The following is a 26,325-nucleotide window of genomic DNA, read 5'->3' as shown; positions in this document are numbered from 1 at the left end:
GCGCGCGCACCGGTCTGTCATCGTACTGTTTGCATCGAATGGACGCCGCCCTTAATCAGGAACGGCATCACCCTCGAGCGACCGAGCCCGTTGTCAGAACCTTCCCCGAAGAACCCGGCGCCTGCCGAGGACGCGGAGTCCGAACCGCGGCCGGGGCGGGTCCGCAAGCCGATCGGCTGGTCGACGATCATCATCGCCGCGCTGGTCGCGGTGAGTGCGACCTTGGTCTGGCGGCGTGACGGCACCGACGGTGTTCTCGACATTCTGACCCACGATCTGTCGCTATTCTCAGGCATCCTGCCGCGCGTGCTCGCCGGCTGCCTGCTCGGGGCCTTCATCTCGGAGATCCTGCCGCACGAAAAGGTCTCGCGCTCGCTCGGACCGAAATCCGGCCTGATGGGGCTGCTGATCGGCACCGCCTTCGGCGCGATCCTGCCGGGCGGTCCCTTCACTGCCTATCCCGTGGCGAGTGCGCTGCTCGCAGTCGGCGCCGATTTCGGCGCCACCATCGCCATGGTCGTGAGCTGGACCCTGATCGGCTATGGCCGGGCGGTGGCCTGGGAAATCCCGATCATGGGCACCGACTTCACGCTGTGGCGGATTCTGATTTCGCTGCCGCTGCCGGTACTCGCCGGTGCGCTCGGCCGCTTCGTCTATGTCCGGCTCTATCCGAAGCGCGAAAGCGACGAGGACGCGGCATGAGCGCCGCGCTTTTCATCGACATCCTGTTGTGGGGCTCGGTGTTCGGCGTCGGCCTGATCGCCTTTCGCCGCGGCCCGCCTGTGTTCAAGGCCTCGCTGCGCGAAGGCGCGATGGATTTCATCAACATCGTGCCGCGCATCGCGCTGGGTGTGATCGGCTCCGGCTACATCGCCGCGATCATCCCGCAGGAGGTGATCACCGGCTGGCTCGGGCCGGACAGCGGCTGGCTCGGGGTTGCGACCGCCGTGGTCGCCGGCGCCGCAACGCCGGGCGGGCCCGTGATCGGCTTCTCCATCGGCACAGTGGCGCTGAAGTCGGGCGGCGGGGTGCCGCAGGTGGTGGCCTATGTCGTTGCCTGGGCCCTGTTCGCCTTCCAGCGGGTGATCTTGTGGGAAATCCCGTTCATGCCGGCCCGTTTCGTCTGGTTCCGCTGCGCCGTGTCGGTGCCGTTTCCTTTCGTGGCAGCTGCCATCGCGATGGTGATCGGCAAGCCGTGAGCCCGGCGTGGACAGGGGTTATGTTATAATATAACGTTCCGAAATGGTTCCCGCCGCGTCCCACGCCCACCATCACGACCATGCCCATGGCCATTCTCATGACCACGCGCATTCGCATGGGCACGACCACACCCACGCCCATGTCCACGACGCGGCCTCGCCGCATCCGGCCCAGGCGGCGCCCTGGTCGATCCTGCGCATGACCATGGCGGCGCGCCTTGGGGCCGCGCTCGCCGTCTGTGCCGTGCTCTGGGGCGTGGTCTTCCTGGCGATGAGGTGACGATGGCGGCGCTCCACTTTCACAATGTGACGCTCGGCTATGACCGGCATCCGGCCGTGCACCATCTCAACGGTGAGGTTGCGCGGGGCGCGCTGGTCGCCGTGATCGGCCCGAATGGCGCCGGCAAGTCGACCCTGCTGCGCGGCATCGTCGGCATCCTCCGGCCGCTCGACGGCAGCATCCATCTCGGCGGGCTCGACTCTCGCGATATCGCCTATCTGCCGCAGAGCGCGGAGATCGACCGCAGCTTCCCGATCTCGGTGTTCGACTTCGTCGGCACCGGGCTGTGGCGCGGGACTGGCCTGTTCGGCGGCATCGGCAAGGCCGCGCGCGGGAAGATCTTGCGCGCGATCGCCTCCGTCGGCCTCAATGGTTTCGAGAACCGCCCGATCGGCACGCTCTCGGGTGGCCAGATGCAGCGCGTGCTGTTCGCGCGCGTGCTGCTGCAGGACGCTTCGCTCATAGTGCTGGACGAGCCCTTCAACGCCATCGACAGCAAGACCACGACCGACCTGCTCGCGCTGGTCAAGCACTGGCACGGTGAGGGCCGCACCGTGCTCGCCGCGCTGCACGACATGGAGATGGTGCGCAACCATTTCACCGAGACGCTGGTGCTGGCGCGCGGCCCCGTGGCGTGGGGACCGACGGTGGAGGTGCTGACGCCGGAAAACCTGCTGGTGGCGATGCGGATGTGCGAGGCGTTCGACGACAGCGCCGCGGCCTGCGCCGCCGACGATACCCGCTCGCGGGCGGCGTGATCACCGATGCTCTACGACACGCTGGTCGGTCCCTTCATCGAATTCGAGTTCATGCGGCGGGCGCTGGCCGCCGTGATCGCATTGTCGCTGGCCGGTGCGCCGATCGGCGTCTTCCTGATGCTGCGGCGGATGAGCCTCGTCGGCGATGCCATGGCGCATGCGATCCTGCCCGGCGCGGCGGTCGGCTTCCTGCTCTCCGGGCTCAATCTGTTCGCGATGACGGCCGGCGGGCTGATCGCAGGCTTTGCCGTCGCGATCCTCGCCGGCGTCGTCGCGCGCTCGACCGGGCTGAAGGAGGACGCTTCGCTCGCGACCTTCTATCTGGCCTCGCTGGCGCTCGGCGTCACCATCGTCTCGATCAAGGGCACCAATATCGACCTGCTCCACGTGCTGTTCGGCAACATCCTCGCGATGGACGACCAGACCCTGCTGGTGGTGGCCTTCAACGCCACCGTGACGCTGCTGGTGCTCGCCGTGATCTACCGCCCGCTGGTGATCGAGAGCGTCGATCCCTTGTTCTTGCGGACAGTCAGCCGCGCCGGTGGTCCCGCGCATCTCGCCTTCCTGGCGCTGGTCGTGATCAACCTCGTCAATGGCTTTCAGGCCCTTGGCACGCTGCTTGCGGTCGGCCTGATGATCCTGCCGGCGGGTATCGCGCGGTTCTGGTCACGCGATCTCACCGTCATGATCTGCATCGCGGTGGTCGCTGCCGCGGCTTCCGGCTATGCCGGCCTCGTGCTGTCGTTCCAGACCCGTGTGCCGTCAGGCCCTGCGGTCATTCTCGTGGCGACGGTGCTCTACATCGTCTCCGTGCTGTTCGGCCGCGTCGGCGGCATAGTCCGGCAGATGTTTCCTGGCCGGCATCTGGAAGCGTGACGGGCGATGCGCTTCCTTCTGTTCCTTGCCTTGCTGACCATCGCCTCGCCGTTGCAGGCCGCGGAACGGCTCAACGTCATTGCGAGCTTCTCGATCCTCGGCGACTTCGTCCGTAACGTCGGGGGAGATCGGGCCAACGTTACGACGCTGGTCGGCCCCGACAGCGACGTCCACGTCTACACGCCGGCGCCAGCCGATGCGAAGCGGGTCGCGGAGGCGAAGCTCGTCATCGTCAATGGGCTCGGGCTGGAGGGCTGGCTGCCGCGTCTCGTGCAGTCCGCAGGGAGCAAGGCCGTGGTGGTCACCGCGAGCGCCGGCATCGTGCCGCTGAAGCTCGGTTCGGCCGCCGACCCCCACGCCTGGCAGTCGGTCCCCAACGCCAAGGTCTACGTGACCGATATCGCCAATGCGCTGGCGGCGGCCGCCCCGGATGATGCGGAGTTCTTCCGGGTCCAGGCAAAAGCCTATCTGGAAAAGCTCGAAACGCTCGACCGCGAGGTCCGCGAGGCCGTGGCGAAAATCCCGCCAGAGCGGCGCAAGGTGATCTCGACCCATGACGCCTTCGGCTATTTTTCCGCCGAATACGGTATCCAGTTCATCGCCCCCCTGGGGGTCTCCACCGAAACCGAGCCGAGCGCACGCGACATCGCGGCCATCATCGGCCAGATCAAGGCCCAAAAAATACCGGCCGTGTTCCTGGAAAATATCAGCGACGACCGGCTGATCCGGCGGATCGCGGCCGAGACCGGCTCAAAAGTCGGCGGGACCCTGATTTCGGACGGTTTGACCGGCGAAAAGGGGCCTGCACCCACTTACATTGATATGGTCAGGCACAATATAAAGGCGCTGACCAGCGCGCTTGACCACTAGGGCAGGGGCCACCCCGCCTCGCGTCGCGCGAAAAGCCCGAAGTCCGGAGTTGTTATGTCTGAAGCGACCTCTCAGAAAATTCCCGTGACCGTCCTGACCGGCTATCTCGGTGCCGGCAAGACCACGCTCCTGAACCGCATCCTGTCGGAGAATCACGGTAAGAAATACGCCGTCATCGTCAACGAATTCGGCGAGATCGGCATCGACAACGACCTCATCATCGGCGCCGATGAGGAAGTGTTCGAGATGAATAATGGCTGCATCTGCTGCACCGTGCGCGGTGACCTCGTGCGCATCATGGACGGCCTGATGAAGCGCAAGGGCAAGTTCGACGCCATCATCGTCGAGACCACCGGCCTTGCCGATCCGGCGCCGGTCGCCCAGACCTTCTTCGTCGACGAGGACGTGCAGAAGAATGCGCGGCTCGATGCCGTGGTCACGGTGGCCGACGCCAAATGGCTGTCCGATCGGCTCAAGGACGCGCCCGAGGCCAAGAACCAGATCGCCTTTGCCGACGTCATCGTGCTGAACAAGACCGATCTCGTCAGCAAGGGCGAGCTTGCCGAGGTCGAAGCCCGCATCCGCGGCATCAATCCCTATGCGAAACTCCACCGCACCGAGCGCTGCTCGGTGGCCCTGGCCGACGTGCTCGACCGCGGCGCCTTCGATCTCGACCGCATCCTCGACATCGAGCCGGACTTCCTGGAGGCCGACGATCATGACCACGACCATGATCACCACCATCACGGCCACGATCACCACCACCATGATCACGGTCACGGCCTGAAGCACTATCACGACGAGGACATGCAGTCGCTGTCGCTCAAGACCGACAAGCCGCTCGATCCGAACGTGTTCATGCCCTGGCTGCAGAATTTGGTGCAGGTCGAGGGCGGCAAGATCCTGCGCTCCAAGGGCATCCTCGCCTTCCACGACGACGACGACCGCTACGTCTTCCAGGGCGTCCACATGATGCTGGAGGGTGACCACCAGCGGAAGTGGAAGGAGGGCGAGCCGCGCGAGAGCCGCCTCGTCTTCATCGGTCGCGAATTGCCGGAAGAAACCATCCGCAAGGGTTTTGAGAGCTGCATCGTCTCGTGATGAAAGAGTTTTCGCCGGCCCCCGATTCCGCCTCGATCGTCTCCGTCACCGATCGCGTCAAGCCTGTTACGCTCGGCATGGGCGTGACCTCGGTGCATTTCCTCAGGGATCGCGCCGCCTTCGTCGGCGGCGAGGAGAATGTCGCGTTCGTCGATGACAAGGGTAAGATCAGCACGGTCACTGTTCACAGCGGCGGCATTCTCTCCACCGCTTGCGACGGCAAGCGCCTGGTGATGGGCGGCGACGACGGCAAGGTCGTCTCGCTCGACGCCAAGGGCGAGGTGACGCTGCTCGCCACCGATCCCAAGCGACGCTGGATCGATGCGGTGGCGCTGCACGCGGACGGCTCCTACGCCTGGTCGGCCGGCAAGACGGCTTTCGTCAAGAGCGGCAAGTCCGAAGAGAAGTCGCTCGAGGTGCCCTCGACCGTCGGTGGGCTTGCGTTCGCGCCCAAGGGACTCCGGCTCGCAATCGCCCATTACAATGGCGCGACGCTGTGGTTTCCGAACATGGCGGGATCAGCCGAATTCCTGCCCTGGGCCGGCTCGCATCTCGGCGTCACCTTCAGCCCGGACAACAAATTCCTGGTCACCACCATGCACGAGGCGGCGCTGCATGGCTGGCGGCTTGCCGACAACAGGCATATGCGGATGACCGGCTATCCCGGCCGCGTCCGCTCGATGTCCTGGAGCGCGGGCGGCAAGGGGCTCGCGACCTCGGGCGCCGACACCGTCATCATTTGGCCGTTCGCCAGCAAGGATGGCCCGATGGGCAAGGAGCCCGCGATGCTCGCGCCGCTGCAGGCGCGGGTGTCGGTGGTCGCCTGCCATCCGAAGAACGACATCCTCGCCGCCGGCTACAGCGACGGCACCGTGCTGATGGTGCGGCTGGAGGATGGCGCCGAGATCCTGGTCCGCCGCAACGGCACGCCCCCTGTCGCAGCGATCGCCTGGAATGCGAAAGGCACGCTGCTCGCTTTCGCCGATGAAAATGGGGACGGCGGGCTTCTCGAGCTTTAATTCGTCATGGTTCCGGCCGTAGGGTGGGCAAAGGCGCCCTTGCGTCGTGCCCACGATTTCTCTCAGCGAAGCAAAAGTGGTGGGCACGTCGCGCGAAGAGCGCGCCTTTGCCCACCCTACCGCGGCTGACATTCATGCGATTTCTGACGACCTTCCAGCTTGCTGATTTCCTCGACACGCTGGTCAGCCTGACCACGGCCTTCGTGCTGGGCACGCTGATCGGTGCCGAGCGGCAATATCGCCAGCGTACCGCGGGCCTGCGCACCAATGTGCTGGTCGCGGTCGGCGCGGCCGCCTTCGTCGATCTCGCCATGCAGCTGGACGGCGCCGACGGCGCGGTGCGGGTCATCGCCTATGTCGTCTCGGGCATCGGCTTCCTCGGCGCCGGTGTCATCATGAAGCAAGGCATGGACGTGCGCGGGCTCAACACCGCTGCGACGCTATGGGCTTCGGCCGCGGTCGGCTCCTGCGCCGGTGCCGATATGATCGCGCAGGCTGCAGCGCTGACCGTGTTCGTGATCGCCGGCAACACCATGCTGCGCCCCCTGGTCAACGCCATCAACCGCATCCCGCTGAACGAGAAGGCGCTGGAGGCGACCTATTATTTCAAGCTCGCGGTCGCCGCCGACGCACTGCCCGACATGCGCGACCGCCTCGTCGACAAGCTCGAAGGTGCGAAATATCCGGTGGCGGGTATCGAGGTCGTCGAGCTCGGCGAGGATATGCTGGAGATTGTCGCCAAGCTGGTCGCCAGCGCGGTCGACCCGAACGAGCTGAACGCGGCGGCGACCGATCTCCAGCATCTGCCCGGCGTCCGCCACGCGACGTGGGAAGTCAGCACGACGGAGTGAGCGCGGCGTTTTGGCGCGCAGGCTGCAGTTCCCCCTCGCCGGGAACGGAACCCTGGTCGGGCAATTTCGTTGATCCCGCGGACAAAGGCGGTGATCGACATGACAGTCAATGACAAGCGCAGACTGAAACTCGACCTTCTGATCGCCTGTTCGCTGTTCGCAGCAGGTGTCGTTATATCGGGCATATCGATCGCGCAGATCCGCGCCGAGAGCCGGATGCAGCTGGCGCAGGCGACACCGCCGCTTCAGGGCACGCCCTCTGACGAGCAGAGCAAGGTGCCCGCGGAAGCCAAGCCGGGCGGCGACCGGCCGACCACGCCGGCCCCCGAGCCGGCGCGGCCTGAGCCGCAGACACAAGGCGCGGCGACCAAGCCGGCACTGCCGCCGGCACCGGCCGAGAAGATCGCGCCGCCGATCGAGAAGAAGTAGCTGTCTGATAGACCAACGGTGTCATCGTCCGCGAAGGCGGACGATCCAGTATTTTCAGAGACCGTAGTGATTGAACCGAGACGCCGCGGCGTACTGGATGCCCCGCCTTCGCGGGGCATGACAGCTGTGGTGGGGCCGAAGCCCGCGCCCCTCAGCGCACCAGAATGTTCTTGAACTGCCAGGGATCGCTGGTGTCGATGTCTTCCGGAAACAGTCCCGGACGATCCGTCAGCGGCGTCCAGTCGGTGTAGAACCCCTTCACTGGGCCGAGATAGGGCAGCTGGATTTCCAACAGGCGATCGAAATCCATCTCGTCGGCTTCGACGATGCCTTCCTTCGGGTTCTCCAGCGCCCACACCATGCCGCCGAGCACGGCAGAGGTCACCTGCAGGCCGGTGGCATTCTGATAGGGTGCGAGCGCGCGGGTCTCTTCGATGGAGAGCTGCGAGCCGTACCAGTAGGCATTGTTGTCGTGGCCGAACAGCAGCACGCCGAGTTCGTCGATGCCGTCCACGATCTCGTTCTCGTCGAGGATGTGGTGCTTCTCCTGCATCTTCGCGGCGCGGCCGAACATCTCGTGCAGTGACAGCACGGCATCGTCGGCGGGGTGATAGGCATAGTGGCAGGTCGGCCGGTAGATCGCCTTGCCCGATGCGTCGCGCACCGTGAAGTAGTCGGCGATCGAGATCGACTCGTTGTGGGTGACGAGGAAGCCATATTGCGCGCCGCGGGTCGGGCACCAGGTGCGCACGCGCGTGTTGGCGCCGGGCTGCATCAGGTAGATGGCAGCGCCGCAGCCAGCTTCGTGGGTCCGCGCGTTCTCGGGCATCCATTTTTCATGGGTGCCCCAGCCGAGCTCTGACGGCTGCACGCCTTCCGACAGGAAGCCTTCGACCGACCAAGTGTTGACGAACACGTCGGGCTCTTTCGGCTTCTTCGAGCGCTGGGTGTCGCGTTCGGCAATGTGAATGCCCTTGATGCCGGCCTGCCGCATCAAATCCGCCCATTCGGCCTTGGTCTTCGGCTTGGGGGCATTGAGCTTCAGATCGGCGGCGACGTTGAGGAGCGCCTGCTTGACGAAAAAGGAGACCATACCGGGATTGGCGCCGCAGCAGGAGACCGCCGTGGTCGAGCCCGCGGGACGCGCGCGCTTGGCCGCCAGCGTGGCTTCGCGCAGGGCGTAATTGGAGCGCGCTTCCGGACCCTTCGAGGAGTCGAAATAGAAGCCTAGCCAGGGCTCGTTGACGGTGTCGATGTAGAGCGCGCCGAGCTCGTTGCAGAGCTCCATGATGTCGGTGGAGCCAGTGTCGACCGATAGATTGACGCAAAAGCCCTGGCCGCCGCCTTCGGTCAGCAGCGGGGTCAGCAACTCGCGGTAATTGTCCCGGGTCACGGCCTTCTGGATGAAGCGCACATTGTGCTTTTCGCAATGCGCCTTGCGGCCCTCGTCCTTGGGATCAATCACGGTGACGCGGGACTTGTCGTAGTCGAGATGCCGCTCGATCAGCGGCAACGTGCCTTTGCCGATGGAGCCGAAGCCGACCATGACGATGGGACCGGTGATCTTCGCGTAGATCTGCGAGGCGGGGCTCATGGGATGGTTTTCTCCGGAACGTGCTGGCAAACAAATGGTGAGGGGTGGATCAGGCGCAGCGGCGCTTGTCAGACGCTGCGGCGCTTGGCGGTGACTTCGATCTCGACCTTCATCTCGGGCTTGGCGAGGGCGCTGACGACCAGCAACGTCGCCGCCGGCCTGATGTCACCGAGGACCTCGCCGCAGACGGCGAAGTGGGCGTCGATGTAGCTGGCGTCGGTGACGTAGTAGGTCGCACGGACAATATCGGCCATCTCGAATCCGCCCTCTTTCAGGACAGCTTCGATGGTCTTGAAGCAGTTGCGTGACTGGCTCGTGACATCGGCCGGCATCGTCATCGTGGTGTAGTCATAGCCCGTGGTTCCCGCGACGAAGGCGAAATCGCCGTCGATCACGGCGCGGCTGTAGCCGACGGTCTTCTCGAGGGGAGAGCCGGTGGAGATGAGGCGACGGGACATGCTTCGGACCTCGACTGAAAGGCGTGTTTCGCGGGGTTAAAGGGCGTTTCTCGAGCCTGCGCAACCCCGAAAGATCAGGCGTCAGGACGGCGCAGCCAAGCGTTGCCGCTTTACGCGGCTTCGGTCGTCGCCATCATGGCAATCCCTCAGGCCGCGTGCGCATGGAGGGCGCGAAGGATCCTCCGTTTGGACAGGGGCGCGCCGGTCGGGACGATCATCCCCTCGGCGCCATCGAGCGCACCCGCCTGGAATTCGATCGCGAGCAGCCGGTCGCGCTCGAACGGGCCGGGCAGCGCCAGCGCGCCGGTCTTCTCGCCCGAGAAGCCGAAGCGGGCATAATAGGGGGCATCGCCGAGCAGGATGACGGCTTCATGCCCGCGCGCTCGGGCGGCGGCCAGCGCTTGATGCATCAGCGCGGCGCCGATCCCGAGCTCGCGGCAGGCAGGGTCCACCGCCAGCGGTCCGAGGACCAGAGCGGGCCTGCCTCCGGCGCTGACGTGCCACAGCCGCACGGTTCCCACGAGCTTGCCCTCGCGCACCGCCGACAGGGCAAGGCCTGTGGCGGGCGCGCGTCCGTCGCGCAGGCGCTGGCAGGTGCGGTCATGGCGGTTCTCGCCAAAGCAGGCATCCAGCAGCGCTTCACGGGCGGCGACGTCGACAGCACGTTCCGCACGGATCGCGAACGGAGCGGCTTTCGAGGTGAGGGCGATCTGTGGCTTCCGAAAAGCAGTCATGGCGCGTCAGTCCCCGCTTGAACCGGCGTGCGCGCAGCACGCCTGTCCAAGACGTCGTCAGATCGAACTGTCAGGGAGGAGCCGGCAAGCCGGCTCCCGGGTTCGTCAGGCCTCAGAGAAAGAGGCGGATCAGATATGGTACGTCCGCAGCGGCGGGATGCCGTTGAACGCCACCGACGAGTAGGTCGACGTATAGGCCCCGGTGCCTTCGATCAGCACCTTGTCGCCGATCTCGAGCGTGACGGGGAGCGGATACGGGCTCTTCTCGTACAGCACGTCGGCGCTGTCGCAGGTCGGACCCGCGAGCACGCACGGCGTCATGTCCGCGCCGTCATGACGGGTACGGATGGCGTAGCGGATCGACTCGTCCATCGTCTCGGCGAGACCGCCGAACTTGCCGATGTCCAGATAGACCCAGCGCACCTCGTCCTCGTCGCTCTTCTTCGAGATGAGCACGACCTCGGATTCGATGATGCCGGCGTTGCCCACCATGCCGCGGCCCGGCTCGATGATGGTCTCCGGAATCTGGTTGCCGAAGTGCTTGCGCAGCGCGCGGAAGATCGAGCGGCCGTAGGTCACGACCGGCGGCACGTCCTTCAGGTACTTGGTCGGAAAGCCGCCGCCCATGTTGACCATGGACAGGTTGATGCCGCGCTCGGCGCAGTCGCGGAACACCTGCGAGGCCATCGCCAGCGCACGGTCCCACGCCTTCACCTTGCGCTGCTGCGAGCCGACATGGAACGAGATGCCGCACGGCTCCAGGCCCAGGCGCTTGGCAACGTCGAGCACCTCGACGGCCATTTCCGGGTCGCAGCCGAACTTGCGCGACAGCGGCCACTCGGCGCCGGCGCAGTCATAGAGGATGCGGCAGAACACCTTCGCGCCGGGTGCGGCACGGGCGACCTTCTCGACTTCGGCGGCGCAATCCACGGCGAACAGCCGGATGCCGAGCGCGAAGGCGCGCGCGATGTCGCGCTCCTTCTTGATCGTGTTGCCGAAGGAGATGCGGTCGGGCGTCGCACCCGCGGCCAGCGCCATCTCGATCTCGGCGACCGTCGCGGTGTCGAAGCAGGAGCCCATGGATGCCAGCAGCGCCAGCACTTCCGGTGCCGGGTTCGCCTTGACGGCGTAGAACACGCGGCTGTCGGGCAGCGCCTTGGCGAAGGTCTGGTAATTGTCGCGCACGACCTCGAGGTCGACGACGAGGCACGGCTCGGTGTCGAGGCCATCCTTGCGGCGGTTGCGCAGGAATTCCTGGATACGTTCGGTCATAGCACTCTCCAAAGCGGCCCCAGCGACGGAGCTCGTTCAAAGTGGTTCTCGGACGAGGGTGCTACGCCGCTGCCGCACGATGGAGACGCGACAGGGCAAAGACCCCTAGACCGAATTGTGCTGCCGTGGATTGGTTGGGAATTTCCCGCCCGCACACCTGGCAATGAAGGACAAGCCTTTTCAGTAGCCCGCGCCGGCGTTGGAATGCCGGTAGAGACCAAAAAAGCCCGATCCGTCGTTGCTTTAAGTCGCGTCCCCCGTTGAGAGCGGGGTGCGCCGGTTCGCCTCCGGCTGCCAGTCACGGTTGCAAAGAGCGAAGTCACCTTCGACAAGGCATCTCTTTGAGAGAGATGCTGGACGCTCCGGGTTTGCTTCTTCGTCCGACCTTCAGGCCTTGCGACCTTCCGTCTTCCGACTTCCGCACTTCCGAAGAGCCCCTCGGCTTCTTCACCCCTTGGCGGCTGTCCGGCCTCTTGTCCGGATACCTACCGACTGACACACGACCACAGGCACGTGCGAAATTGGGCAAGAGCGCACATAAGCGTTTTGAATCAGCTTCGCAAGAATTTTTTTAGGCTGAGAACAGAATTGCCTAACATCTGCTTGCGCGGTGTTGCGCGAGCGACGCGGAAGATGAACACGCGTTAAGTTTTCTGCGGCAGCGCGCGCGTCTCTCGCGCGCGAGAAGCGTCAGCGGCGCTTCGTGAAGGGCTCGACACGCTGGGCCGCGCGGATGAACGCGGTCATCACGAGCACACCGAGCGCGAACAGCACGGCCTGCAGGATGTGCGTGCCCTGGTCGCCGAGGCCGAACAGGATCGCGAGCGCCCAGCCGCCGGCGAAGGCCGCGCCGAACACCTCCGCACCGATCAGGATGGCGGCGCTGATGACGGTGATGACGCTTGGCCAGGCGATCTGACGGGACGAGGAGGAAGGCGCGTTCATGAGCTCAGGGATCCCTAGTCTGTCGAGGGCCGCAATCTCCCCGAAAAGGCGGCCGGGAGCAAGGGCAAATGGCCCAAAAAAGCCCTATCGCGTGCTATAGCTGGCCGCAACAATTGAGCCACGAAATCGGGACTTGTGATGTCAGAACCCCGCCAAATTACGGACTCCGAGACCAACCCGCTGCTGAAGGCCTGGGTGACGCCGTTTGCGACCCCGCCGTTCGACGAGATCAAGCCCGAGCACTTCCTGCCGGCCTTCGAGCAGGCCTTCGCCGACCACTCCGCCGAGATCGCGGCGATCACCAACGATCCGGCGGCGGTCGACTTCGCTAACACCATCACGGCGCTGGAGCGCTCGGGCAAGCTGCTGAGCAAGGTGGCGGCCGTGTTCTACGACCTCGTCTCGGCGCATTCCAACCCGGCCATCCTGGAGATCGACAAGGAGGTCTCCCTGCGGATGGCACGGCACTGGAATCCGATCATGATGAACGCCGTGCTGTTCGGCCGCATCGCCCAGCTGCACGAGAACCGCGCCAATCTGGACCTGGCTCCGGAGCAGCTTCGCCTGCTGGAGCGCACCTACACCCGCTTCCACCGCGCCGGCGCCGGCCTCTCCGAGGAGGCCAAGATGCGGATGGCGGAGATCAACGAGCGGCTCGCCCAACTCGGCACCAGCTTCAGCCATCATCTGCTCGGCGATGAGCAAGACTGGGTCATGGAGCTGGGAGAGGCCGACCGCCAGGGCCTGCCGGAGAGCTTCGTCGCCAGCGCCAAGGCTGCGGCAGAAGAGCGCGGCATGGAAGGCAAGGCCATCGTCACGCTGTCGCGCTCCTCAGTCGAACAGTTCCTGAAGAGCTCCGCCCGGCGTGATCTGCGCGAGAAGGTCTACAAGGCTTTCACCGCGCGGGGCGACAACGGCAATGCCAACGACAACAATGGAACCATCGTCGAGGTCCTCAAGCTGCGTGAAGAGAGCGCCAAGCTGCTGGGCTATCCGACCTTCGCCGCTTACCGGCTGGAGGACTCCATGGCCAAGACGCCGGATGCGGTCCGGAGCCTTTTGGAGCGGGTCTGGAAGCCGGCCAGAGCGCGGGCGCTCGCCGACCGCGACGACATGCAGGCGCTGATCACGGAAGAGGGCGGCAATTTCAAGCTCGCTCCCTGGGACTGGCGCTTCTACGCCGAGAAGCTGCGCCTTCAGCGCGCCAATTTCGACGATGCCGCGATCAAGCCGTATCTGTCGCTCGACCAGATGATCGCCGCCGCCTTCGACTGCGCCACGCGCCTGTTCGGTATCACCTTCAAGGAGCGCAAGGACGTTCCGGTCTGGCATCCCGACGTCCGGGTCTGGGAGGTCAAGGGCCCCGACGGCAAGCACAAGGCGCTGTTCTATGGCGACTACTTCGCCCGGCCGTCGAAGCGCTCCGGCGCCTGGATGACCTCGCTGCGCGACCAGCAGAAGCTCGACGGCGATGTTGCGCCGCTGGTTCTCAATATTTGCAATTTTGCCAAGGGCGCCGGCGGCGAGCCTTCGCTGCTGTCGCCCGACGATGCCCGCACCCTGTTCCACGAGTTCGGCCACGGCCTGCACGGCATGCTCTCCAACGTGACCTATCCGTCGCTGTCGGGCACCTCCGTGTTCACCGATTTCGTCGAGCTGCCGTCGCAGCTCTACGAGCACTGGCAGGAGCGGCCCGAGGTGCTGCAGAAGTTCGCCCGCCACTACCAGACCGGCGAGCCGCTGCCGGACGAGCTGTTGCAGCGGTTCCTGGCCGCGCGAAAATTCAACCAGGGCTTTGCCACGGTCGAATTCGTCTCCTCGGCCCTGGTCGATCTCGAATTCCACACCCAGCCGGCCGAAGCGGCGCAGGATGTCCGCGCCTTCGAAAAGAAGGAGCTGGAGAAGATCGGCATGCCCGAGGAGATCGCGCTGCGTCACCGGCCCACCCAGTTCGGTCACATCTTCACCGGCGACCATTATGCCGCCGGCTATTACAGTTACATGTGGTCGGAGGTGATGGACGCCGACGCCTTCGGCGCCTTCGAGGAGGCCGGTGACATCTTCGACCCCGCCGTCGCCAAGCGCCTGCACGACGACATCTACGCCTCGGGCGGATCGGTCGATCCCGAGGCCGCCTATGAGGCGTTCCGCGGCCGCCCGCCGGAGCCCGACGCGCTGCTGCGCCGGCGCGGCCTGCTCGATGACGCGAAGGCGGCCTGATGGGCATGCGCGCCCTGTTCGGATCGCTGCTTGCCGCCGGCCTGTCGCTCGCGGCAGGCACGGCGCAGGCCCATCCGCATGTCTGGATCACCGCGACCAGCGAGCTGCTCTACGCGGCCGACGGCTCCATCACCGGCGTCCGCCACGCCTGGACGTTTGATGACATGTTCTCGTCCTATGCGGTGCAGGGGCTCGAGAGCAAGACCAAGGGCGCCTATACGCGCGAGGAGCTTGGGCCGCTGGCGCAGACCAACGTCGAGTCGCTCAAGGAATACGCCTACTTCACCTTCGCGCGAGCGGACGGCAAGAAGGAGCGATTCCAGGAGCCGGTCGACTATTTCCTCGACTACAAGGATACGGTCCTGACCCTGCACTTCACGCTGCCGCTGAAGAACCCGGTCAAGTCCAAGCAGCTGGTGCTCGAAGTGTTCGACCGCTCTTTCTTCATCGACTTCCAGATGGCCAAGGAGAGCCCGGTGAAACTGGTGGGCGCGCCCGCCGGCTGCCAGATGAAGCTGGAGCGCCCGAGCGACGGCACCGCGAGCGCGCAGAAGCTCAACGAGCAGACCTTCATGAACGGCGAGAACTCGAATTTCGGCATGATGTTCGCCAACAAGATCACGGTGGATTGCCCTTGATCGGCCGTCTTCGCTCTCCGCTCGCCTGCGGGCTTCTTGTCTGCGCCGCCGTCTTCCTCGTCATGGGCGTGGCTGATGCGGCGCTTCACGATGTCTTCGCGCAAAATCCCTTTGGCGCGCCGCGCCCGGCGCAGGCGGCCCAGCCCGAGGCCAGCGGCCTCATCGGCTGGCTGCTGGCCAAACAGTCGGAATTCTATCGCCAGATGTCGGCAACCATTCGCGCCGCCAAGTCCGACGGCTCGGCGGTGTGGACGCTGCTCTTCATCTCGTTTGCCTACGGCATCTTCCACGCCGCCGGCCCCGGCCACGGCAAGGCAGTGATCGCCTCCTATCTCGTCGCCAACCGCGAGACCGCGCGGCGCGGCATCGCGCTGTCGTTCGCCTCGGCGCTGATGCAGTCGCTGGTGGCGATCCTCATCGTCGGCATTTCTGCCTGGGTGCTGAATGCGACGGCCAAGACCATGTGCAAGGCGGAAGGGGCGATCGAGATCGCGAGTTACGCCCTGATCGCGCTGTTCGGGCTGCGCCTCGTCTGGGTCAAGGGCCGCATTTTCATCCGGGCGCTGCAGGCGGCCCAGCCGGTGCCGGCGATCGCCGGCGTGCCGCATCATCCCGATCACGGTCATCACCATCATCACGATGCCCACGATCATCACGATCACGGTTATGATCATGCCCACCACGGGCATGACCACGTCCATGACGAGCATTGCGGTCATTCCCATGGCCCCACGCCGAGCGAGCTCGCCGGCCCCGGTGGCTGGCGGCGCGGCTTCGCTGCGATCCTGACCGTCGGCATCCGCCCCTGTTCGGGCGCGATCCTGGTGCTGGTGTTCGCGCTCGCCCAGGGCCTGTTCTGGGCCGGCATCGCCGCCACCTTCCTGATGGGATTAGGCACCGCGATCACGGTCGCGGCCATCGCGGTCGTCGCCGTCTCCGCCAAGGACATCGCCGCCCGCCTCAGCGCAGGGCGCGACGGCGGCGGCGCGCTGTTCATGCGCGGCATCGAATTCGCGGCTGCTGGCGTCGTGCTGCTGTTTGGCGCGGGCCTGTTGTTCGGCTACATCGCGGCCGAGCGGACGACGTGTTTCTAGGCGAAGGTCTCGTAGCCCGGCTGGCGCGCAGCGCAATCCGGGACAGTGCCGCCGTGGAAAGACCCCGGATTACGCTTTGCTCCATCCGGGCTACGGTCGCAAACCTCACACCGGCAGAAACCGCTTCAGCGCCGGCATGAAGAAGATCCCAAGATTGATCGCAAAGCCGATGCTCCAGAGGATCGAGCGCAGCGTCGGGCGGTTGCCGAGATAGGTCAGCACATAGGCAAGGCGCACGATGAGGAAGAGGGCCGCGAGCTCGTCGATCAGCCGCTGCGGCGAATCCCTGAATTCGGCGAGCAGCACCGCGAAGGCGAAGAACGGGAAGGTCTCGATGCCGTTCTGGTGCGCGCCGAGCGCGCGCTGCGAGAGCGCGTCCTCGTAGAAGGCGGGGTCGCGTGGCCGGGAATTGTCGAAGCGGCGAAACCTGATCCATTTGATCGAGCCGATCGTCGACAGATAGAGCAGCAGCGCTCCAAAGACGCACCATTCCGCGAGTGTCATCTTTGCCTCCCCTGCCTGGGTGCGACCCTAGCGAAACCGGCCTCATCTTGACAAGTTCGGACCAACGCGCGACCCACAGAGCCATGACCAGTGTCGTCCCCATCGAGGCCGCGAGACCGGCCGCCCAATCCGCCTTGCCGCGCGCTGGCGTGCTCCTGATCAATCTCGGAACGCCCGACACGGCCGATGCGCCCGGCGTGCGGGTCTACCTGAAGGAGTTCCTCTCGGACGCCCGCGTCATCGAGGACCAGGGCCTGGTCTGGAAGTTCGTGCTGAACGGCATCATCCTGCGCAGCCGCCCCCGCACCAAGGCGCTCGACTACCAGAAGATCTGGAACACCGAGAAGAACGAGTCGCCGCTGAAGACCATCACGCGGTCGCAGAGCGACAAGCTGGCCGCCGCCCTGTCGGACCGGGCCCACGTCGTGGTCGACTGGGCGATGCGCTACGGCAATCCCTCGATCAAGTCGGGCATCGACGCACTGATCGCGAAAGGCTGCGAGCGCATCCTGGCGGTCCCGCTCTATCCGCAATATTCCGCCTCGACCTCGGCGACGGTCTGCGACGAAGTGTTCCGCGTGCTCGCCCGTTTGCGTAACCAGCCGACGCTGCGGGTGACGCCGCCTTATTACGAGGATGCGGCCTATATCGAGGCGCTTGCCGTCTCGATCGAGACGCATCTGGCAACCCTGTCCTTCAAGCCGGAGCTGATCGTGGCGTCGTTCCACGGCATGCCGAAATCCTATGTCGACAAGGGCGACCCCTATCAGCAGCACTGCATCGCCACCACCGAAGCGCTGCGTCGCCGGCTCGGCATGGACGAGACCAAACTGCTGCTGACCTTCCAGTCGCGCTTCGGCAATGCCGAGTGGCTCCAGCCTTACACCGACAAGACTATGGAGCGGCTCGCGAAGGAAGGCGTGCGCCGCCTCGCGGTGGTGACGCCGGGCTTTTCCGCCGACTGCCTGGAGACGCTCGAGGAGATCGCGCAGGAGAACGCCGAGATCTTCAAGCACAATGGTGGCGAGCAGTTTTCTGCGATCCCCTGCCTCAACGACAGCGACCCGGGCATGGACGTGATCCGCACCCTGGTGCTGCGTGAGCTCCAGGGCTGGATCTGATGGGCGTCCCATGAACCGCCGAGAGTGTCTGGCGTTTCTTGGGATGATCGCGGCGCTGCCGGTCCCAGTCCTGGCGCAACAACCGAACGCGGCACGTCGGCTTGGCGTGCTCTCGGTCACGGCTGCCGATGATGCGATCGGCCAGACGCGCAGCATGGTCCTGCTCGAGGCGCTCGCCGGACATGGCCTGAAAGAGCGCGACAACCTCAAGATCGACTGGCGCAGTGGTGGCGGGGACCGCGCGCGCATCGCGCGGCTCGCCGACGAGCTGATCGCGCTCAGGCCCGACGTCCTGCTGGCGGTCGGCACGCCTTCGGTCGAGGAGCTGCGCCAGCGCACCACCACGATCCCGATCGTGTTCGCCGTCGTCACCGATCCCGTCAGCCAGGGCTTTGTCGAAAACCTCGCGCATCCCGGCGGCAACGTCACCGGCTTTACCGATTACGACGGCCCGTTGGCCGGCAAATGGCTGGAGATGCTGACGCAGGTCACGCCAAAGGTGTCTCGCGTCTTCGTCGTCTACAATCCCGCCACCGCCCCGTTCGCGCCGCTGATGCTGCGCACGATCGAGGACGCCGCACGGACCCTTCAGGTGACGGTCGAGCCCGCGCCGGTGCATGACGCCGTCTCCATAGCAGCGCTGGCGTCGCGGAGGGACGGCGGCCTTCTGATCCTGCCGGACTTCTTCACCATGGCCAATCGCGGCCAGCTTCTGGCGGCGATCGCGCAGGCGCGCGTGCCGGCGGTGTTCTGGAGCCGCACCTTCGTCGAGGAGGGCGGGCTGATGTCCTACAGCACAGACAGCGCCGAGCAGCTCCGCCGCGCCGCGGACTATATCGACCGCATTCTGAAGGGCGCGCGGCCAGCCGACCTGCCAGTGCAGAACCCCACCAAGTTCGAGCTAGCGGTCAACCTCAAGGCCGCTAGGGAGTGCGGCGTCACACTTCACCCGGGCCTCATCGCCCTCGCGAATGACGTGATCGAATGAAATCGTCTAACGTGCGCCTTCAGATTCGTTAATTTTCGCCGCTAGGTTTCCGCTGCACGCTTCCAAGGGCCCGCTACAAATACATATCTTGATCCTTCCCCGTTTGGATGACTTGTGCAGAATTGGATCGATACCGACGTGAATTGCGACCGCTGAACCGGTAGGGTTGCGCTCCCGACCAATGACGGCGCGGCAAGGAGCTTTTTCCTGCCTTGGAGGAAATATGAGCGGTTTCGACATTTTTGCGATTGTTCTGGTGTTGCTCGTCATCGTCACGCTGGTTGCCGGCGTGAAGACGGTGCCGCAGGGCTATGACTGGACCATCGAGCGGTTCGGCAAATACACGCAGACGCTGAGCCCCGGGCTCAATCTGATCGTGCCCTATTTCGATCGCGTCGGCCGCAAGATCAACATGATGGAGCAGGTGATCGACATCCCCGAGCAGGAGGTCATCACCAAGGACAACGCCACGGTAACGGTGGACGGCGTTGCCTTCTACCAGGTATTCGACGCCGCGAAGGCGAGCTACGAGGTCGCCAATCTGACCCAGGCGATCACGGTCCTGACCATGACCAACATCCGTTCGGTGATGGGATCGATGGATCTCGACCAGGTGCTGTCGCACCGCGACGAGATCAACGAGCGCCTACTGCGCGTCGTCGACGCCGCGGTGTCGCCCTGGGGCGTCAAGGTCAACCGCATCGAGATCAAGGACATCGTGCCGCCCGCCGACCTCGTCGAAGCCATGGGCCGGCAGATGAAGGCCGAGCGCGTCAAGCGCGCCGACATCCTCGCCGCCGAAGGCCAGCGCCAGTCCGAGATTTTGCGCGCCGAGGGCGCCAAGCAGGGCCAGATCCTCCAGGCCGAAGGCCGCCGCGAGGCCGCCTTCCGCGACGCCGAGGCGCGCGAGCGTCTGGCCGAGGCCGAAGCCAAGGCGACGCTGGCGGTGTCGGAAGCGATCGGCAAGGGCGACGTCGCCGCGTTGAACTATTTCATCGCCGACAAATATATCAAGGCGTTCGGCCAGTTCGCGGACGCGCCGAACCAGAAGATCATCATGCTGCCGATGGAAGCAACCTCCATGCTGGGCTCGCTCGCCGGCATCGGCGAGATCGCAAAGGCAACGTTCGGCGAAAGCGCCGCCTCCGCAGCCGCCGCCGCGCGCCGCACCGGCTCGGTGCCGACGACAGGCAGCACGCCGCCGGCGGTGCCGCCGCGGCAGGGATAGTCACCGGCGCATGTCCCTCCGCACGGGGGCATGCACCATGATGGAAGGTCGTGTCATGACCGACATGTTCGTATCGCTCGGCAGCTGGAATTGGCTCATCTTCGGCTTCATCCTGATGGCGCTGGAGGTGCTGGCGCCGGGCATATTCCTGTTCTGGCTCGGGCTCGCCGCGCTGCTCGTCGGCCTGATCTCGTTCACCGTCGTCATATCGTGGCAGATCCAGCTCGTGATGTTCGCGGTGTTTGCCGCCGCCGCCGTGCCGATATGGCGCCGCCTTGCACGGCCGAAGCCGGAAGCAAGCGCCAGCCCGTTCCTCAACAAGCGAACCGAGGCACTGCTCGGCCGCGAGTTCACCCTGGAGAAGCCGATCATCGACGGCAGCGGCACCGTGCGCATCGGCGACACCGTGTGGCGCGTCGCAGGTCCGGATGCGCCGGCGGGGACGCGGGTGAAGGTGGTGCAGGTCGACGGTGCGAACCTGACCGTGGCGGCGGCGTAAGAAAAAGCGCTACCCCTTCCACCTCTCCGCAAACCGGTGCAGCGGCATGACCATCTCGCACAATTCCCGCCCGAGCGGCGTCAGCCGATAGCCTCCGCCTTCCCCCAGCTCCACGAACCCCGCCTCGCGCAACTCCGTCAGCCGCGCTTGCAGCACGGTCGGTGAGGCCTCGTCGCAGGCGGTGCGCAATGCGCGGGAGGTGAGGGGCTCGCCGCGCAACTCCCACAATATTCGCAGGCTCCAGCGCCGGCCGAGCAGGTCCAGCAGCGCCATGATCGGCCGCCCGGTGCGCGAGCCGCGGACGCTTCCTGATGCTGCCTGTTTTGCCATCGCCCCGCCCCCTTGCGTCGTGCTACAGATAGTGTAGCGTATTACTACAATAAATGTAGCAAAAGGAGGCGGCCGATGTCCCAGTCCACGCCGCGCATTGCCCCGCTCACCCCGCCTTATCCCCCGGAGATCCAGGCGCAGTTCGATCGCATCATGCGCGGCGCGGCGCCGCTGGTGCTGTTCCGGGTGATGGCAGGCCATGCCCGCGCTTGGGACAAGTTTCGCGCCGGCGGCCTGCTCGATCCCGGCCCGCTCTCCCTGCGCCAGCGCGAAATCGTCATCGACCGCACCTGCGCGCTGAACAGATGCGAGTATGAATGGGGCGTGCATGTCGCGGTTTTCGCCGGGCCGGCGAAGCTCGCCGAAGACGAGGTGCGTGCCACCGTGCAGGGCGATGCGAAGTCACCGTGCTGGTCGCCGGCCGAACAGGCGCTGATCGCAGCGGTCGACGCGCTGCATCACCGCGCGACGTTCAGCGATGAAGAGTTTGCCGCGCTGTCCGCGCATTACGACGAGGCGCAGATCCTGGAGATCATGCTGCTGTGCGGCTTCTATCGCACGGTGTCGTATCTGGCGAACGGGCTGCGGCTGCCGCTGGAGGAGAACGCGGCGCGATTTCCGGCGGTGGACTCCCTCGCCCCGCAAGCGGGGAGAGGCGAAGAAATTACGCCACGCCCGCCCTCAGCAGATCGTGCAGATGCACGATGCCCACCACCTTGCCCGCCTCGGTCACGACCAGCGTCGTGATCTTGCTTGTGTTCAGCACTTCGATCATCTCGGTGGCGAGCATCGACGGCGGCACGGTCTTCGGCTGCTTCGTCATGATCTCGTCGACCGACGCCGTCAGCAAATCGGGCCGCATGTGGCGGCGCAGGTCGCCGTCGGTGATGATGCCCGCGACCTCGTTCGCTTCGTTGACGATGCAGACGCAGCCGAGGCCCTTGGCCGACATCTCGACCACGGCCTCCGACATCTTGGTGCCCAGGGGCTTGACCGGAATCTCGGCGCCGGTGCGCATGTAGTCGCGGACGAATTTCAGCATCGCGCCCAGCTTGCCGCCAGGGTGGAAATGCGCGAACTCCAGCGCGGTGAAGCCGCGGCCTTCGAGCAGCGCGATCGCGAGGGCATCGCCGATCGCGGCCTGCATCAGGGTCGAGGTGGTCGGCGCCAGATTGTGCGGGCAGGCCTCGCGCGCCTTCGGCAGCTCGATCACGAGGTCCGCGGCTTGTCCCAGCGAGGACGCCGCGTTCGACGTCACCGCGATCATGGGAATGGCGAACCGCGCCGAGTAGTTCACGAGGTTCTTCATCTCCGGCTGCTCGCCGGACCAGGACAGCGCCATGATGACGTCGTCGGTGGTGATCATGCCGAGGTCGCCATGGCCGGCCTCCGCGGCATGCACGAAGAAGGCCGGCGTGCCAGTCGAGGCCAGCGTTGCGGCGATCTTGCGCCCCATATGGCCCGACTTGCCGAGCCCGGTGACGATGACGCGGCCCTTGGCGTTGCGGATCAGATCGACCGCCTTGACAAACGTTTCGCCCAGCGGGCCGCGCAGGGCGGCTGCGAGCGCGTTGATGCCGCCGCTCTCCGTCTCCAGCGTGCGGAGCGCGGATTCGACGCTGTCGGGGATGGGGCCGGATGATTGGGTCATCAGCGGTTTCGAACTCGGCATGTTCTGGTCCAGGGAGGAGGGGGCGTTTGCCCGGTCGGCGCCTCATTAGCACGCCGCGGCGGTGGAGGCGACGAGCGCGCCTAAGCCCTCAACCGGTCATTAACCATAATTGTTTTAACTCCATTAACGATGGTTCCCGCCAGCCGGCGGAGGTCACCGTGAAAGTGTTTGATTTCGTTGGAGTTATTCCATCGTGGGGTCGTCTCCAGGCACCGGCCGGAGCAAACGCGCGCAGTTCCTGCGCGCGGCTTTGCCGTGCCTTGCGCCGGGTCTTGCGCTGACGGCCCTCACAAGCGTGCCCGCGGCCGGCCAGAGCCTCACGTCCGATCTGTTCAATCCCAACCGCGGCGGCTTCGCCGCGCCCGAGACGCTGCCGACGCGCCGCACGGCAGGCGTGCCGCAGGCGCCGTCGGATGCGTTGCCGGCACTGCCCGATCCCAGTGCCGATCCGCGCAAACGCCAGCAGACGCCGGCGACCTCGCGCGTCGGTCAGGTCCCGACCTACGGACTGCCCGCCGCCACTGGCGCGAGCGCCTCCGGCTATGATTCGCTCAACCGCAAGCGACAGCAACCCAAGCTCTATCCGGGCCAGCCGAAGCCGAAGCGCGCCGCCGGGCCCGGCTCGCCGGTGCCGACCACGGCGCCGCCGCACTCGACGCTCGGCCTGCCCAGAATCGCGCCGCCGCCATCCGCGTCCGCCAACAAGGCGCCGGTGCCGGCGGCGATGGCGGGCACCGTGCCCGGCCAGCCGCTGCGCCGCCGCCTCAAGGCGGATGACGATGCGTTCGGAGCCGTCGGCGACTATGCCGGCAGCTTCCTGATCAAGGGCGGGCTCGAGCTCTCCACCGGCTACGACAGCAATCCGACGCGTCTCAACAAGCCGGTGGGATCGCCAGTCTATGTCGTTGCGCCTGATCTGCTGGTGATGTCCGACTGGGAGCGCCACGCGCTGGTCGCTGACCTGCGCGGCTCGTTCTCCGGCTACACCAACAACATGCCGGCGACGATCAATGGTTTTGCCTCGCCTTCGCCGGTCGAGGCCGATCGTCCCGACTTCACCGGCCATGTCGACGGCCGCCTCGACGTCGACCGCGATCTCAAGCTGACCTCGCAGCTGCGCCTGCGGCTCGCCACCGACAATCCCGGCAGCCCGAACGTGCAGGCCGGCCTGCAGAAATATCCGGTTTACGCCGCCTATGGCACCACCGTCGGCTTCGACCAGACCTTCAATCGTTTCCAGGTCGCCGCCGGCGCCACGGTCGATCGCACCGCCTACACGGACTCCAAGCTCACCGACGGCTCGACCTTCAGCAACGGCGATCGCGATTTCAACCAGTATGGCGGCATCGGCCGCTTCTCCTACGACCTCAAGCCGGGACTGAAGCCATTCGTCGAGATCCAGGGCGACACCCGCGTCCACGACCAGGCCGCCGACCGCAACGGCTATTTCCGCGATTCAAACGGCGGCTACGCCAAGGTCGGCTCGTCCTTCGAATTCTCGCGCATCCTCACCGGCGAAATCTCGGTCGGCTATTCCGCGCGCAACTACACCGACCCGCGCCTCAGCCAGCTCGCAGGATTTCTGACCACGGGCTCGTTGATCTGGAATGCGAGCGGCCTCACCACGGTGAAATTCTTCACCGACACGCAGATCGCCGAGACCACCATCCCAGGCTCCTCCGGCGTGCTGGTGCGCACCTATTCGGCCGAAGTCGACCACGACTTCCGCCGCTGGCTCACCGCCGTCGGCAAGTTCACCTACGGCACGCTCGACTACCAGGGCCAGAACCGCAACGACAAGACCTACTCGTTCGAGAGCAATTTGATCTACAAGCTCAACCGCAACATCTGGGTCAAGGGCACGCTGCGCCACGACATCCTGGATTCGAACCAGCCGGGCTCGAGCTCGCAGGGGACGGTGGTGATGGTGGGCGTGAGATTGCAGAATTGAGGGCTGCGGTGAGGCGCGTTTGAGCGCATGCGGCTTGGTTCGGCTCCGCTCTCGCCACTTACTCCGCTGTCATGCCCCGGCTCGACCGGGGCATCCAGTACGCCGCGGCCTATCCGTATACGTTAGATGTCTCTAGAATACTGGATCGCCCGGTCAAGCCGGGCGATGACAACGTTTGCTGACCGGCGGCGGAGCAAAAAGCTCAGCGCGGCAGATCCGTCTTCCCCATCAAAAACGTGTCGATCGACCTTGCGCACAGCCGGCCCTCGCGGATCGCCCACACCACCAGCGACTGGCCGCGGCGCATGTCGCCGGCGGTGAACACGTTCGGACGCGAGGTCTGGTAGTCCAGCGTGTTGGCCTTGACGTTGCCGCGCGGGTCGAGCTCGACGGCGAGCATCTTGAGCAGGCCCTCGTGCACGGGATGGACGAAGCCCATGGCGAGCAGGACGAGCTCGGCCTCTAACTCGAACTCGGTGCCGGCAATCGGCTTGAACTTGTCGTCGACGTGCACGCAGTGCAGCTTCTTGACCTGGCCGTTCTCGCCGGAAAACTTCTGGGTCAGCACGGCGTATTCGCGCACTGCGCCTTCGGCCTGGCTTGAGGACGTCCGCATCTTCAGCGGCCAATTCGGCCAGGTCAGGCCCTTGTTCTCGCGCTCGGGCGGGGCGGGCATGATCTCGAGCTGGGTCACGGACAGCGCGCCCTGGCGCAGCGAGGTGCCGATGCAGTCTGATCCGGTGTCACCGCCGCCGATGACGACGACGTGCTTGCCGCCGGCCAGGATCTCCTTGACGCCGTTCAGCGGCTCGCTGGCGACGCGGCGGTTCTGCTGCGGCAGGAAGTCCATGGCGTAGTGGATGCCTGACAGCTCGCGGCCGGGAATCGGCAGGTCGCGCGGGGCTTCCGCGCCGCCGGTCAGCGCCACCGCGTCATACTCGTTGAGCATCTCGCGCGGATCGACATTGCCGTCGACGCCGACATGGCTGTTGTAGTGGAACGTGACGCCTTCGCCCTCCATCTGCTTGACGCGGCGGTCGATGACACCCTTCTCCATCTTGAAGTCGGGGATGCCGTACCGCAGCAGGCCGCCGGCCTTGGCGTACTTCTCGAACAAATGCACGTCGTGGCCGGCGCGCGCGAGCTGCTGGGCGCAGGCCATGCCGGCCGGGCCCGAGCCGATCACCGCGACCTTCTTGCCGGTCTTGACCGCAGCGATCTCGGGCTTCAGCCAGCCATTATCCCAGGCGCGGTCGACGATCGCGCATTCGATGGTCTTGATGGTGACGGGGTTGTCGTCGATGTTGAGCGTGCAGGAGGCTTCACACGGCGCCGGGCAGATGCGCCCGGTGAACTCCGGGAAATTGTTGGTCGAGTGCAGATTGCGCGAGGCTTCTTCCCAATTGCCCTGGTAGACGAGGTCGTTCCAGTCGGGGATCTGGTTGTTGACCGGGCAGCCGGGCGTGCCGGGCGCGACCGAGCCGGTGCCGTGGCAATAGGGAATGCCGCAATTCATGCAGCGCGCGGCCTGGTCGCGCGTTTCCTTCTCGGTCAAGGGAACGACGAACTCGTTGTAATGCTTCACGCGTTCGGCGACCGGGGTGTACTTGCGGTCATGCCGTTCGATTTCCAGAAAACCCGTGATCTTGCCCATTAAACCCGAAGTCCCTGCCGCTTAAGTTCTTTGTTCTCTC

At 65.5% G+C, this 26,325-nt stretch carries 27 protein-coding genes and 1 pseudogene; 19 read left to right on the top strand and 9 right to left on the bottom strand.

What is annotated here, in order from left to right:
* Positions 1–90 precede the first annotated feature (90 nt).
* The 10 genes from GGD61_RS07020 (at position 91) to GGD61_RS06975 (ending at position 7,383) form a co-directional block, all read left to right on the top strand.
* Positions 91–702 (top strand): permease, encoded by a 612-nt coding sequence (locus GGD61_RS07020; protein WP_026201624.1) that lies wholly within the window; start codon positions 91–93, stop codon positions 700–702.
* Complete coding sequence (locus tag GGD61_RS07015) at positions 699–1,199, top strand: hypothetical protein (RefSeq protein ID WP_092255560.1); 501 nt, start codon at positions 699–701, stop codon at positions 1,197–1,199. Before GGD61_RS07020 ends, GGD61_RS07015 begins: the two co-directional genes overlap by 4 nt.
* Positions 1,200–1,242: 43 nt before the next feature.
* Positions 1,243–1,479: a hypothetical protein gene (locus tag GGD61_RS07010; protein WP_092255557.1), complete on the top strand. Its 237-nt coding sequence runs from the start codon at positions 1,243–1,245 to the stop codon at positions 1,477–1,479.
* Positions 1,480–1,481: 2 nt separating this feature from the next.
* The gene (locus GGD61_RS07005; RefSeq protein ID WP_177237070.1) at positions 1,482–2,237 is read left to right on the top strand and encodes a metal ABC transporter ATP-binding protein; all 756 of its coding nucleotides are present in this window, start codon (positions 1,482–1,484) and stop codon (positions 2,235–2,237) included.
* A 6-nt stretch (positions 2,238–2,243) separates the two neighbouring features.
* The gene (locus GGD61_RS07000; protein ID WP_092255552.1) at positions 2,244–3,113 is read left to right on the top strand and encodes a metal ABC transporter permease; all 870 of its coding nucleotides are present in this window, start codon (positions 2,244–2,246) and stop codon (positions 3,111–3,113) included.
* Positions 3,114–3,119: 6 nt separating this feature from the next.
* Complete coding sequence (locus GGD61_RS06995) at positions 3,120–3,983, top strand: metal ABC transporter solute-binding protein, Zn/Mn family (protein ID WP_018316193.1); 864 nt, start codon at positions 3,120–3,122, stop codon at positions 3,981–3,983.
* A 54-nt stretch (positions 3,984–4,037) separates the two neighbouring features.
* Positions 4,038–5,084, top strand: coding sequence for a GTP-binding protein (locus GGD61_RS06990; protein ID WP_092255549.1), 1,047 nt, complete (start codon positions 4,038–4,040; stop codon positions 5,082–5,084).
* The gene (locus GGD61_RS06985; protein WP_177237069.1) at positions 5,084–6,103 is read left to right on the top strand and encodes a WD40 repeat domain-containing protein; all 1,020 of its coding nucleotides are present in this window, start codon (positions 5,084–5,086) and stop codon (positions 6,101–6,103) included. The genes GGD61_RS06990 and GGD61_RS06985 overlap by 1 nt, the downstream gene beginning before the upstream one ends.
* Positions 6,104–6,237: 134 nt before the next feature.
* The gene (locus GGD61_RS06980; RefSeq protein ID WP_092255543.1) at positions 6,238–6,954 is read left to right on the top strand and encodes an MgtC/SapB family protein; all 717 of its coding nucleotides are present in this window, start codon (positions 6,238–6,240) and stop codon (positions 6,952–6,954) included.
* A 99-nt stretch (positions 6,955–7,053) separates the two neighbouring features.
* Positions 7,054–7,383, top strand: a complete 330-nt coding sequence (locus GGD61_RS06975; RefSeq protein ID WP_026201622.1) for a hypothetical protein — start codon at positions 7,054–7,056, stop codon at positions 7,381–7,383.
* Positions 7,384–7,534: 151 nt separating this feature from the next.
* On the opposite strand, the gene GGD61_RS06970 is transcribed toward GGD61_RS06975, so the two are convergent.
* From GGD61_RS06970 to GGD61_RS06950, 5 genes are all read right to left on the bottom strand, one after another.
* The gene (locus GGD61_RS06970; protein ID WP_092255541.1) at positions 7,535–8,977 is read right to left on the bottom strand and encodes a homospermidine synthase; all 1,443 of its coding nucleotides are present in this window, start codon (positions 8,975–8,977) and stop codon (positions 7,535–7,537) included.
* A 68-nt stretch (positions 8,978–9,045) separates the two neighbouring features.
* On the bottom strand, positions 9,046–9,435 hold the full coding sequence (locus tag GGD61_RS06965) for a RidA family protein (protein ID WP_092255538.1): 390 nt from the start codon (positions 9,433–9,435) through the stop codon (positions 9,046–9,048).
* A gap of 146 nt (positions 9,436–9,581) precedes the next feature.
* Positions 9,582–10,169: a GNAT family N-acetyltransferase gene (locus GGD61_RS06960; RefSeq protein WP_092255536.1), complete on the bottom strand. Its 588-nt coding sequence runs from the start codon at positions 10,167–10,169 to the stop codon at positions 9,582–9,584.
* Positions 10,170–10,298: 129 nt separating this feature from the next.
* Positions 10,299–11,441 carry a type III PLP-dependent enzyme gene (locus tag GGD61_RS06955; RefSeq protein WP_018316185.1) on the bottom strand — a complete coding sequence of 381 codons (1,143 nt, stop codon included), beginning with the start codon at positions 11,439–11,441 and terminating at the stop codon, positions 10,299–10,301.
* A gap of 690 nt (positions 11,442–12,131) precedes the next feature.
* On the bottom strand, positions 12,132–12,386 hold the full coding sequence (locus GGD61_RS06950; RefSeq protein WP_018316184.1) for a hypothetical protein: 255 nt from the start codon (positions 12,384–12,386) through the stop codon (positions 12,132–12,134).
* Positions 12,387–12,524: 138 nt separating this feature from the next.
* Here GGD61_RS06950 and GGD61_RS06945 point away from each other — a divergent pair, with 138 nt between their 5' ends.
* Genes GGD61_RS06945 through GGD61_RS06935 form a run of 3 tightly spaced genes read left to right on the top strand, consistent with a single transcriptional unit; the run spans position 12,525 to position 16,338 of the window.
* Positions 12,525–14,606 carry a M3 family metallopeptidase gene (locus GGD61_RS06945; RefSeq protein ID WP_092255533.1) on the top strand — a complete coding sequence of 694 codons (2,082 nt, stop codon included), beginning with the start codon at positions 12,525–12,527 and terminating at the stop codon, positions 14,604–14,606.
* On the top strand, positions 14,606–15,244 hold the full coding sequence (locus GGD61_RS06940; protein ID WP_018316182.1) for a DUF1007 family protein: 639 nt from the start codon (positions 14,606–14,608) through the stop codon (positions 15,242–15,244). Before GGD61_RS06945 ends, GGD61_RS06940 begins: the two co-directional genes overlap by 1 nt.
* Positions 15,235–16,338, top strand: a complete 1,104-nt coding sequence (locus GGD61_RS06935; protein WP_210310983.1) for a nickel/cobalt transporter — start codon at positions 15,235–15,237, stop codon at positions 16,336–16,338. The genes GGD61_RS06940 and GGD61_RS06935 overlap by 10 nt, the downstream gene beginning before the upstream one ends.
* A gap of 105 nt (positions 16,339–16,443) precedes the next feature.
* On the opposite strand, the gene GGD61_RS06930 is transcribed toward GGD61_RS06935, so the two are convergent.
* A complete protein-coding gene (locus tag GGD61_RS06930) occupies positions 16,444–16,842 on the bottom strand; it encodes an MAPEG family protein (RefSeq protein ID WP_018316180.1) in 399 nt (132 codons plus the stop codon).
* A gap of 83 nt (positions 16,843–16,925) precedes the next feature.
* Here GGD61_RS06930 and hemH point away from each other — a divergent pair, with 83 nt between their 5' ends.
* The 4 genes from hemH (at position 16,926) to GGD61_RS06910 (ending at position 20,678) form a co-directional block, all read left to right on the top strand.
* The gene (gene hemH, locus GGD61_RS06925; protein WP_092255526.1) at positions 16,926–17,963 is read left to right on the top strand and encodes a ferrochelatase; all 1,038 of its coding nucleotides are present in this window, start codon (positions 16,926–16,928) and stop codon (positions 17,961–17,963) included.
* 10 nt (positions 17,964–17,973) lie between these two features.
* Positions 17,974–18,951, top strand: coding sequence for an ABC transporter substrate-binding protein (locus GGD61_RS06920; protein ID WP_092255523.1), 978 nt, complete (start codon positions 17,974–17,976; stop codon positions 18,949–18,951).
* A gap of 223 nt (positions 18,952–19,174) precedes the next feature.
* Entirely contained in the window at positions 19,175–20,179 is a 1,005-nt protein-coding gene (locus GGD61_RS06915; RefSeq protein WP_018316177.1) for an SPFH domain-containing protein, read from the top strand.
* A 55-nt stretch (positions 20,180–20,234) separates the two neighbouring features.
* On the top strand, positions 20,235–20,678 hold the full coding sequence (locus tag GGD61_RS06910) for an NfeD family protein (protein WP_183230457.1): 444 nt from the start codon (positions 20,235–20,237) through the stop codon (positions 20,676–20,678).
* Between the two features lie 9 nt (positions 20,679–20,687).
* Here the strand turns inward: GGD61_RS06910 and GGD61_RS06905 are convergent, their stop codons facing one another.
* Positions 20,688–21,008, bottom strand: coding sequence for a helix-turn-helix domain-containing protein (locus GGD61_RS06905; protein ID WP_183230456.1), 321 nt, complete (start codon positions 21,006–21,008; stop codon positions 20,688–20,690).
* A gap of 75 nt (positions 21,009–21,083) precedes the next feature.
* Between GGD61_RS06905 and GGD61_RS06900 the strand changes: the two are divergent.
* Positions 21,084–21,632: pseudogene (locus tag GGD61_RS06900) on the top strand (carboxymuconolactone decarboxylase family protein); the annotation flags it as partial.
* Between the two features lie 40 nt (positions 21,633–21,672).
* Here the strand turns inward: GGD61_RS06900 and GGD61_RS06895 are convergent.
* A complete protein-coding gene (locus tag GGD61_RS06895) occupies positions 21,673–22,680 on the bottom strand; it encodes an SIS domain-containing protein (protein WP_092255510.1) in 1,008 nt (335 codons plus the stop codon).
* Between the two features lie 193 nt (positions 22,681–22,873).
* Between GGD61_RS06895 and GGD61_RS06890 the strand changes: the two genes are divergently transcribed.
* On the top strand, positions 22,874–24,631 hold the full coding sequence (locus GGD61_RS06890) for an outer membrane beta-barrel protein (RefSeq protein ID WP_183230454.1): 1,758 nt from the start codon (positions 22,874–22,876) through the stop codon (positions 24,629–24,631).
* A 202-nt stretch (positions 24,632–24,833) separates the two neighbouring features.
* Here the strand turns inward: GGD61_RS06890 and GGD61_RS06885 are convergent, their stop codons facing one another.
* Positions 24,834–26,285 carry a glutamate synthase subunit beta gene (locus GGD61_RS06885; protein ID WP_183230453.1) on the bottom strand — a complete coding sequence of 484 codons (1,452 nt, stop codon included), beginning with the start codon at positions 26,283–26,285 and terminating at the stop codon, positions 24,834–24,836.
* Between the last annotated feature and the right edge of the window lie 40 nt (positions 26,286–26,325).

It is taken from the genome of Bradyrhizobium sp. SBR1B, from assembly GCF_014198205.1.
Taxonomy (GTDB): domain Bacteria; phylum Pseudomonadota; class Alphaproteobacteria; order Rhizobiales; family Xanthobacteraceae; genus Bradyrhizobium.
The sequence above is the reverse complement of the archived record's forward strand: the minus strand, read 5'-3'. Positions and strand labels throughout refer to the sequence as shown.

What these genes read in the sequence shown, in the direction of transcription:
- GGD61_RS07005 (WP_177237070.1), top strand. Translation starts at nt 1,482, where the DNA reads ATGGCGGCGCTCCACTTTCACAATGTGACGCTCGGCTATGACCGGCAT.
- GGD61_RS07010 (WP_092255557.1), top strand. Translation starts at nt 1,243, where the DNA reads ATGGTTCCCGCCGCGTCCCACGCCCACCATCACGACCATGCCCATGGC.
- GGD61_RS06895 (WP_092255510.1), bottom strand. Translation starts at nt 22,680, where the DNA reads ATGCCGAGTTCGAAACCGCTGATGACCCAATCATCCGGCCCCATCCCC.
- GGD61_RS06910 (WP_183230457.1), top strand. Translation starts at nt 20,235, where the DNA reads ATGACCGACATGTTCGTATCGCTCGGCAGCTGGAATTGGCTCATCTTC.
- GGD61_RS07000 (WP_092255552.1), top strand. Translation starts at nt 2,244, where the DNA reads ATGCTCTACGACACGCTGGTCGGTCCCTTCATCGAATTCGAGTTCATG.
- GGD61_RS07015 (WP_092255560.1), top strand. Translation starts at nt 699, where the DNA reads ATGAGCGCCGCGCTTTTCATCGACATCCTGTTGTGGGGCTCGGTGTTC.
- GGD61_RS06915 (WP_018316177.1), top strand. Translation starts at nt 19,175, where the DNA reads ATGAGCGGTTTCGACATTTTTGCGATTGTTCTGGTGTTGCTCGTCATC.
- GGD61_RS06885 (WP_183230453.1), bottom strand. Translation starts at nt 26,285, where the DNA reads ATGGGCAAGATCACGGGTTTTCTGGAAATCGAACGGCATGACCGCAAG.
- GGD61_RS06920 (WP_092255523.1), top strand. Translation starts at nt 17,974, where the DNA reads ATGAACCGCCGAGAGTGTCTGGCGTTTCTTGGGATGATCGCGGCGCTG.
- GGD61_RS06975 (WP_026201622.1), top strand. Translation starts at nt 7,054, where the DNA reads ATGACAGTCAATGACAAGCGCAGACTGAAACTCGACCTTCTGATCGCC.
- GGD61_RS06970 (WP_092255541.1), bottom strand. Translation starts at nt 8,977, where the DNA reads ATGAGCCCCGCCTCGCAGATCTACGCGAAGATCACCGGTCCCATCGTC.
- GGD61_RS06990 (WP_092255549.1), top strand. Translation starts at nt 4,038, where the DNA reads ATGTCTGAAGCGACCTCTCAGAAAATTCCCGTGACCGTCCTGACCGGC.
- GGD61_RS06985 (WP_177237069.1), top strand. Translation starts at nt 5,084, where the DNA reads ATGAAAGAGTTTTCGCCGGCCCCCGATTCCGCCTCGATCGTCTCCGTC.
- GGD61_RS06960 (WP_092255536.1), bottom strand. Translation starts at nt 10,169, where the DNA reads ATGACTGCTTTTCGGAAGCCACAGATCGCCCTCACCTCGAAAGCCGCT.
- GGD61_RS06930 (WP_018316180.1), bottom strand. Translation starts at nt 16,842, where the DNA reads ATGACACTCGCGGAATGGTGCGTCTTTGGAGCGCTGCTGCTCTATCTG.
- GGD61_RS06955 (WP_018316185.1), bottom strand. Translation starts at nt 11,441, where the DNA reads ATGACCGAACGTATCCAGGAATTCCTGCGCAACCGCCGCAAGGATGGC.
- GGD61_RS06950 (WP_018316184.1), bottom strand. Translation starts at nt 12,386, where the DNA reads ATGAACGCGCCTTCCTCCTCGTCCCGTCAGATCGCCTGGCCAAGCGTC.
- GGD61_RS06945 (WP_092255533.1), top strand. Translation starts at nt 12,525, where the DNA reads ATGTCAGAACCCCGCCAAATTACGGACTCCGAGACCAACCCGCTGCTG.
- GGD61_RS06905 (WP_183230456.1), bottom strand. Translation starts at nt 21,008, where the DNA reads ATGGCAAAACAGGCAGCATCAGGAAGCGTCCGCGGCTCGCGCACCGGG.
- GGD61_RS06980 (WP_092255543.1), top strand. Translation starts at nt 6,238, where the DNA reads ATGCGATTTCTGACGACCTTCCAGCTTGCTGATTTCCTCGACACGCTG.
- hemH (WP_092255526.1), top strand. Translation starts at nt 16,926, where the DNA reads ATGACCAGTGTCGTCCCCATCGAGGCCGCGAGACCGGCCGCCCAATCC.
- GGD61_RS06965 (WP_092255538.1), bottom strand. Translation starts at nt 9,435, where the DNA reads ATGTCCCGTCGCCTCATCTCCACCGGCTCTCCCCTCGAGAAGACCGTC.
- GGD61_RS06995 (WP_018316193.1), top strand. Translation starts at nt 3,120, where the DNA reads ATGCGCTTCCTTCTGTTCCTTGCCTTGCTGACCATCGCCTCGCCGTTG.
- GGD61_RS06940 (WP_018316182.1), top strand. Translation starts at nt 14,606, where the DNA reads ATGGGCATGCGCGCCCTGTTCGGATCGCTGCTTGCCGCCGGCCTGTCG.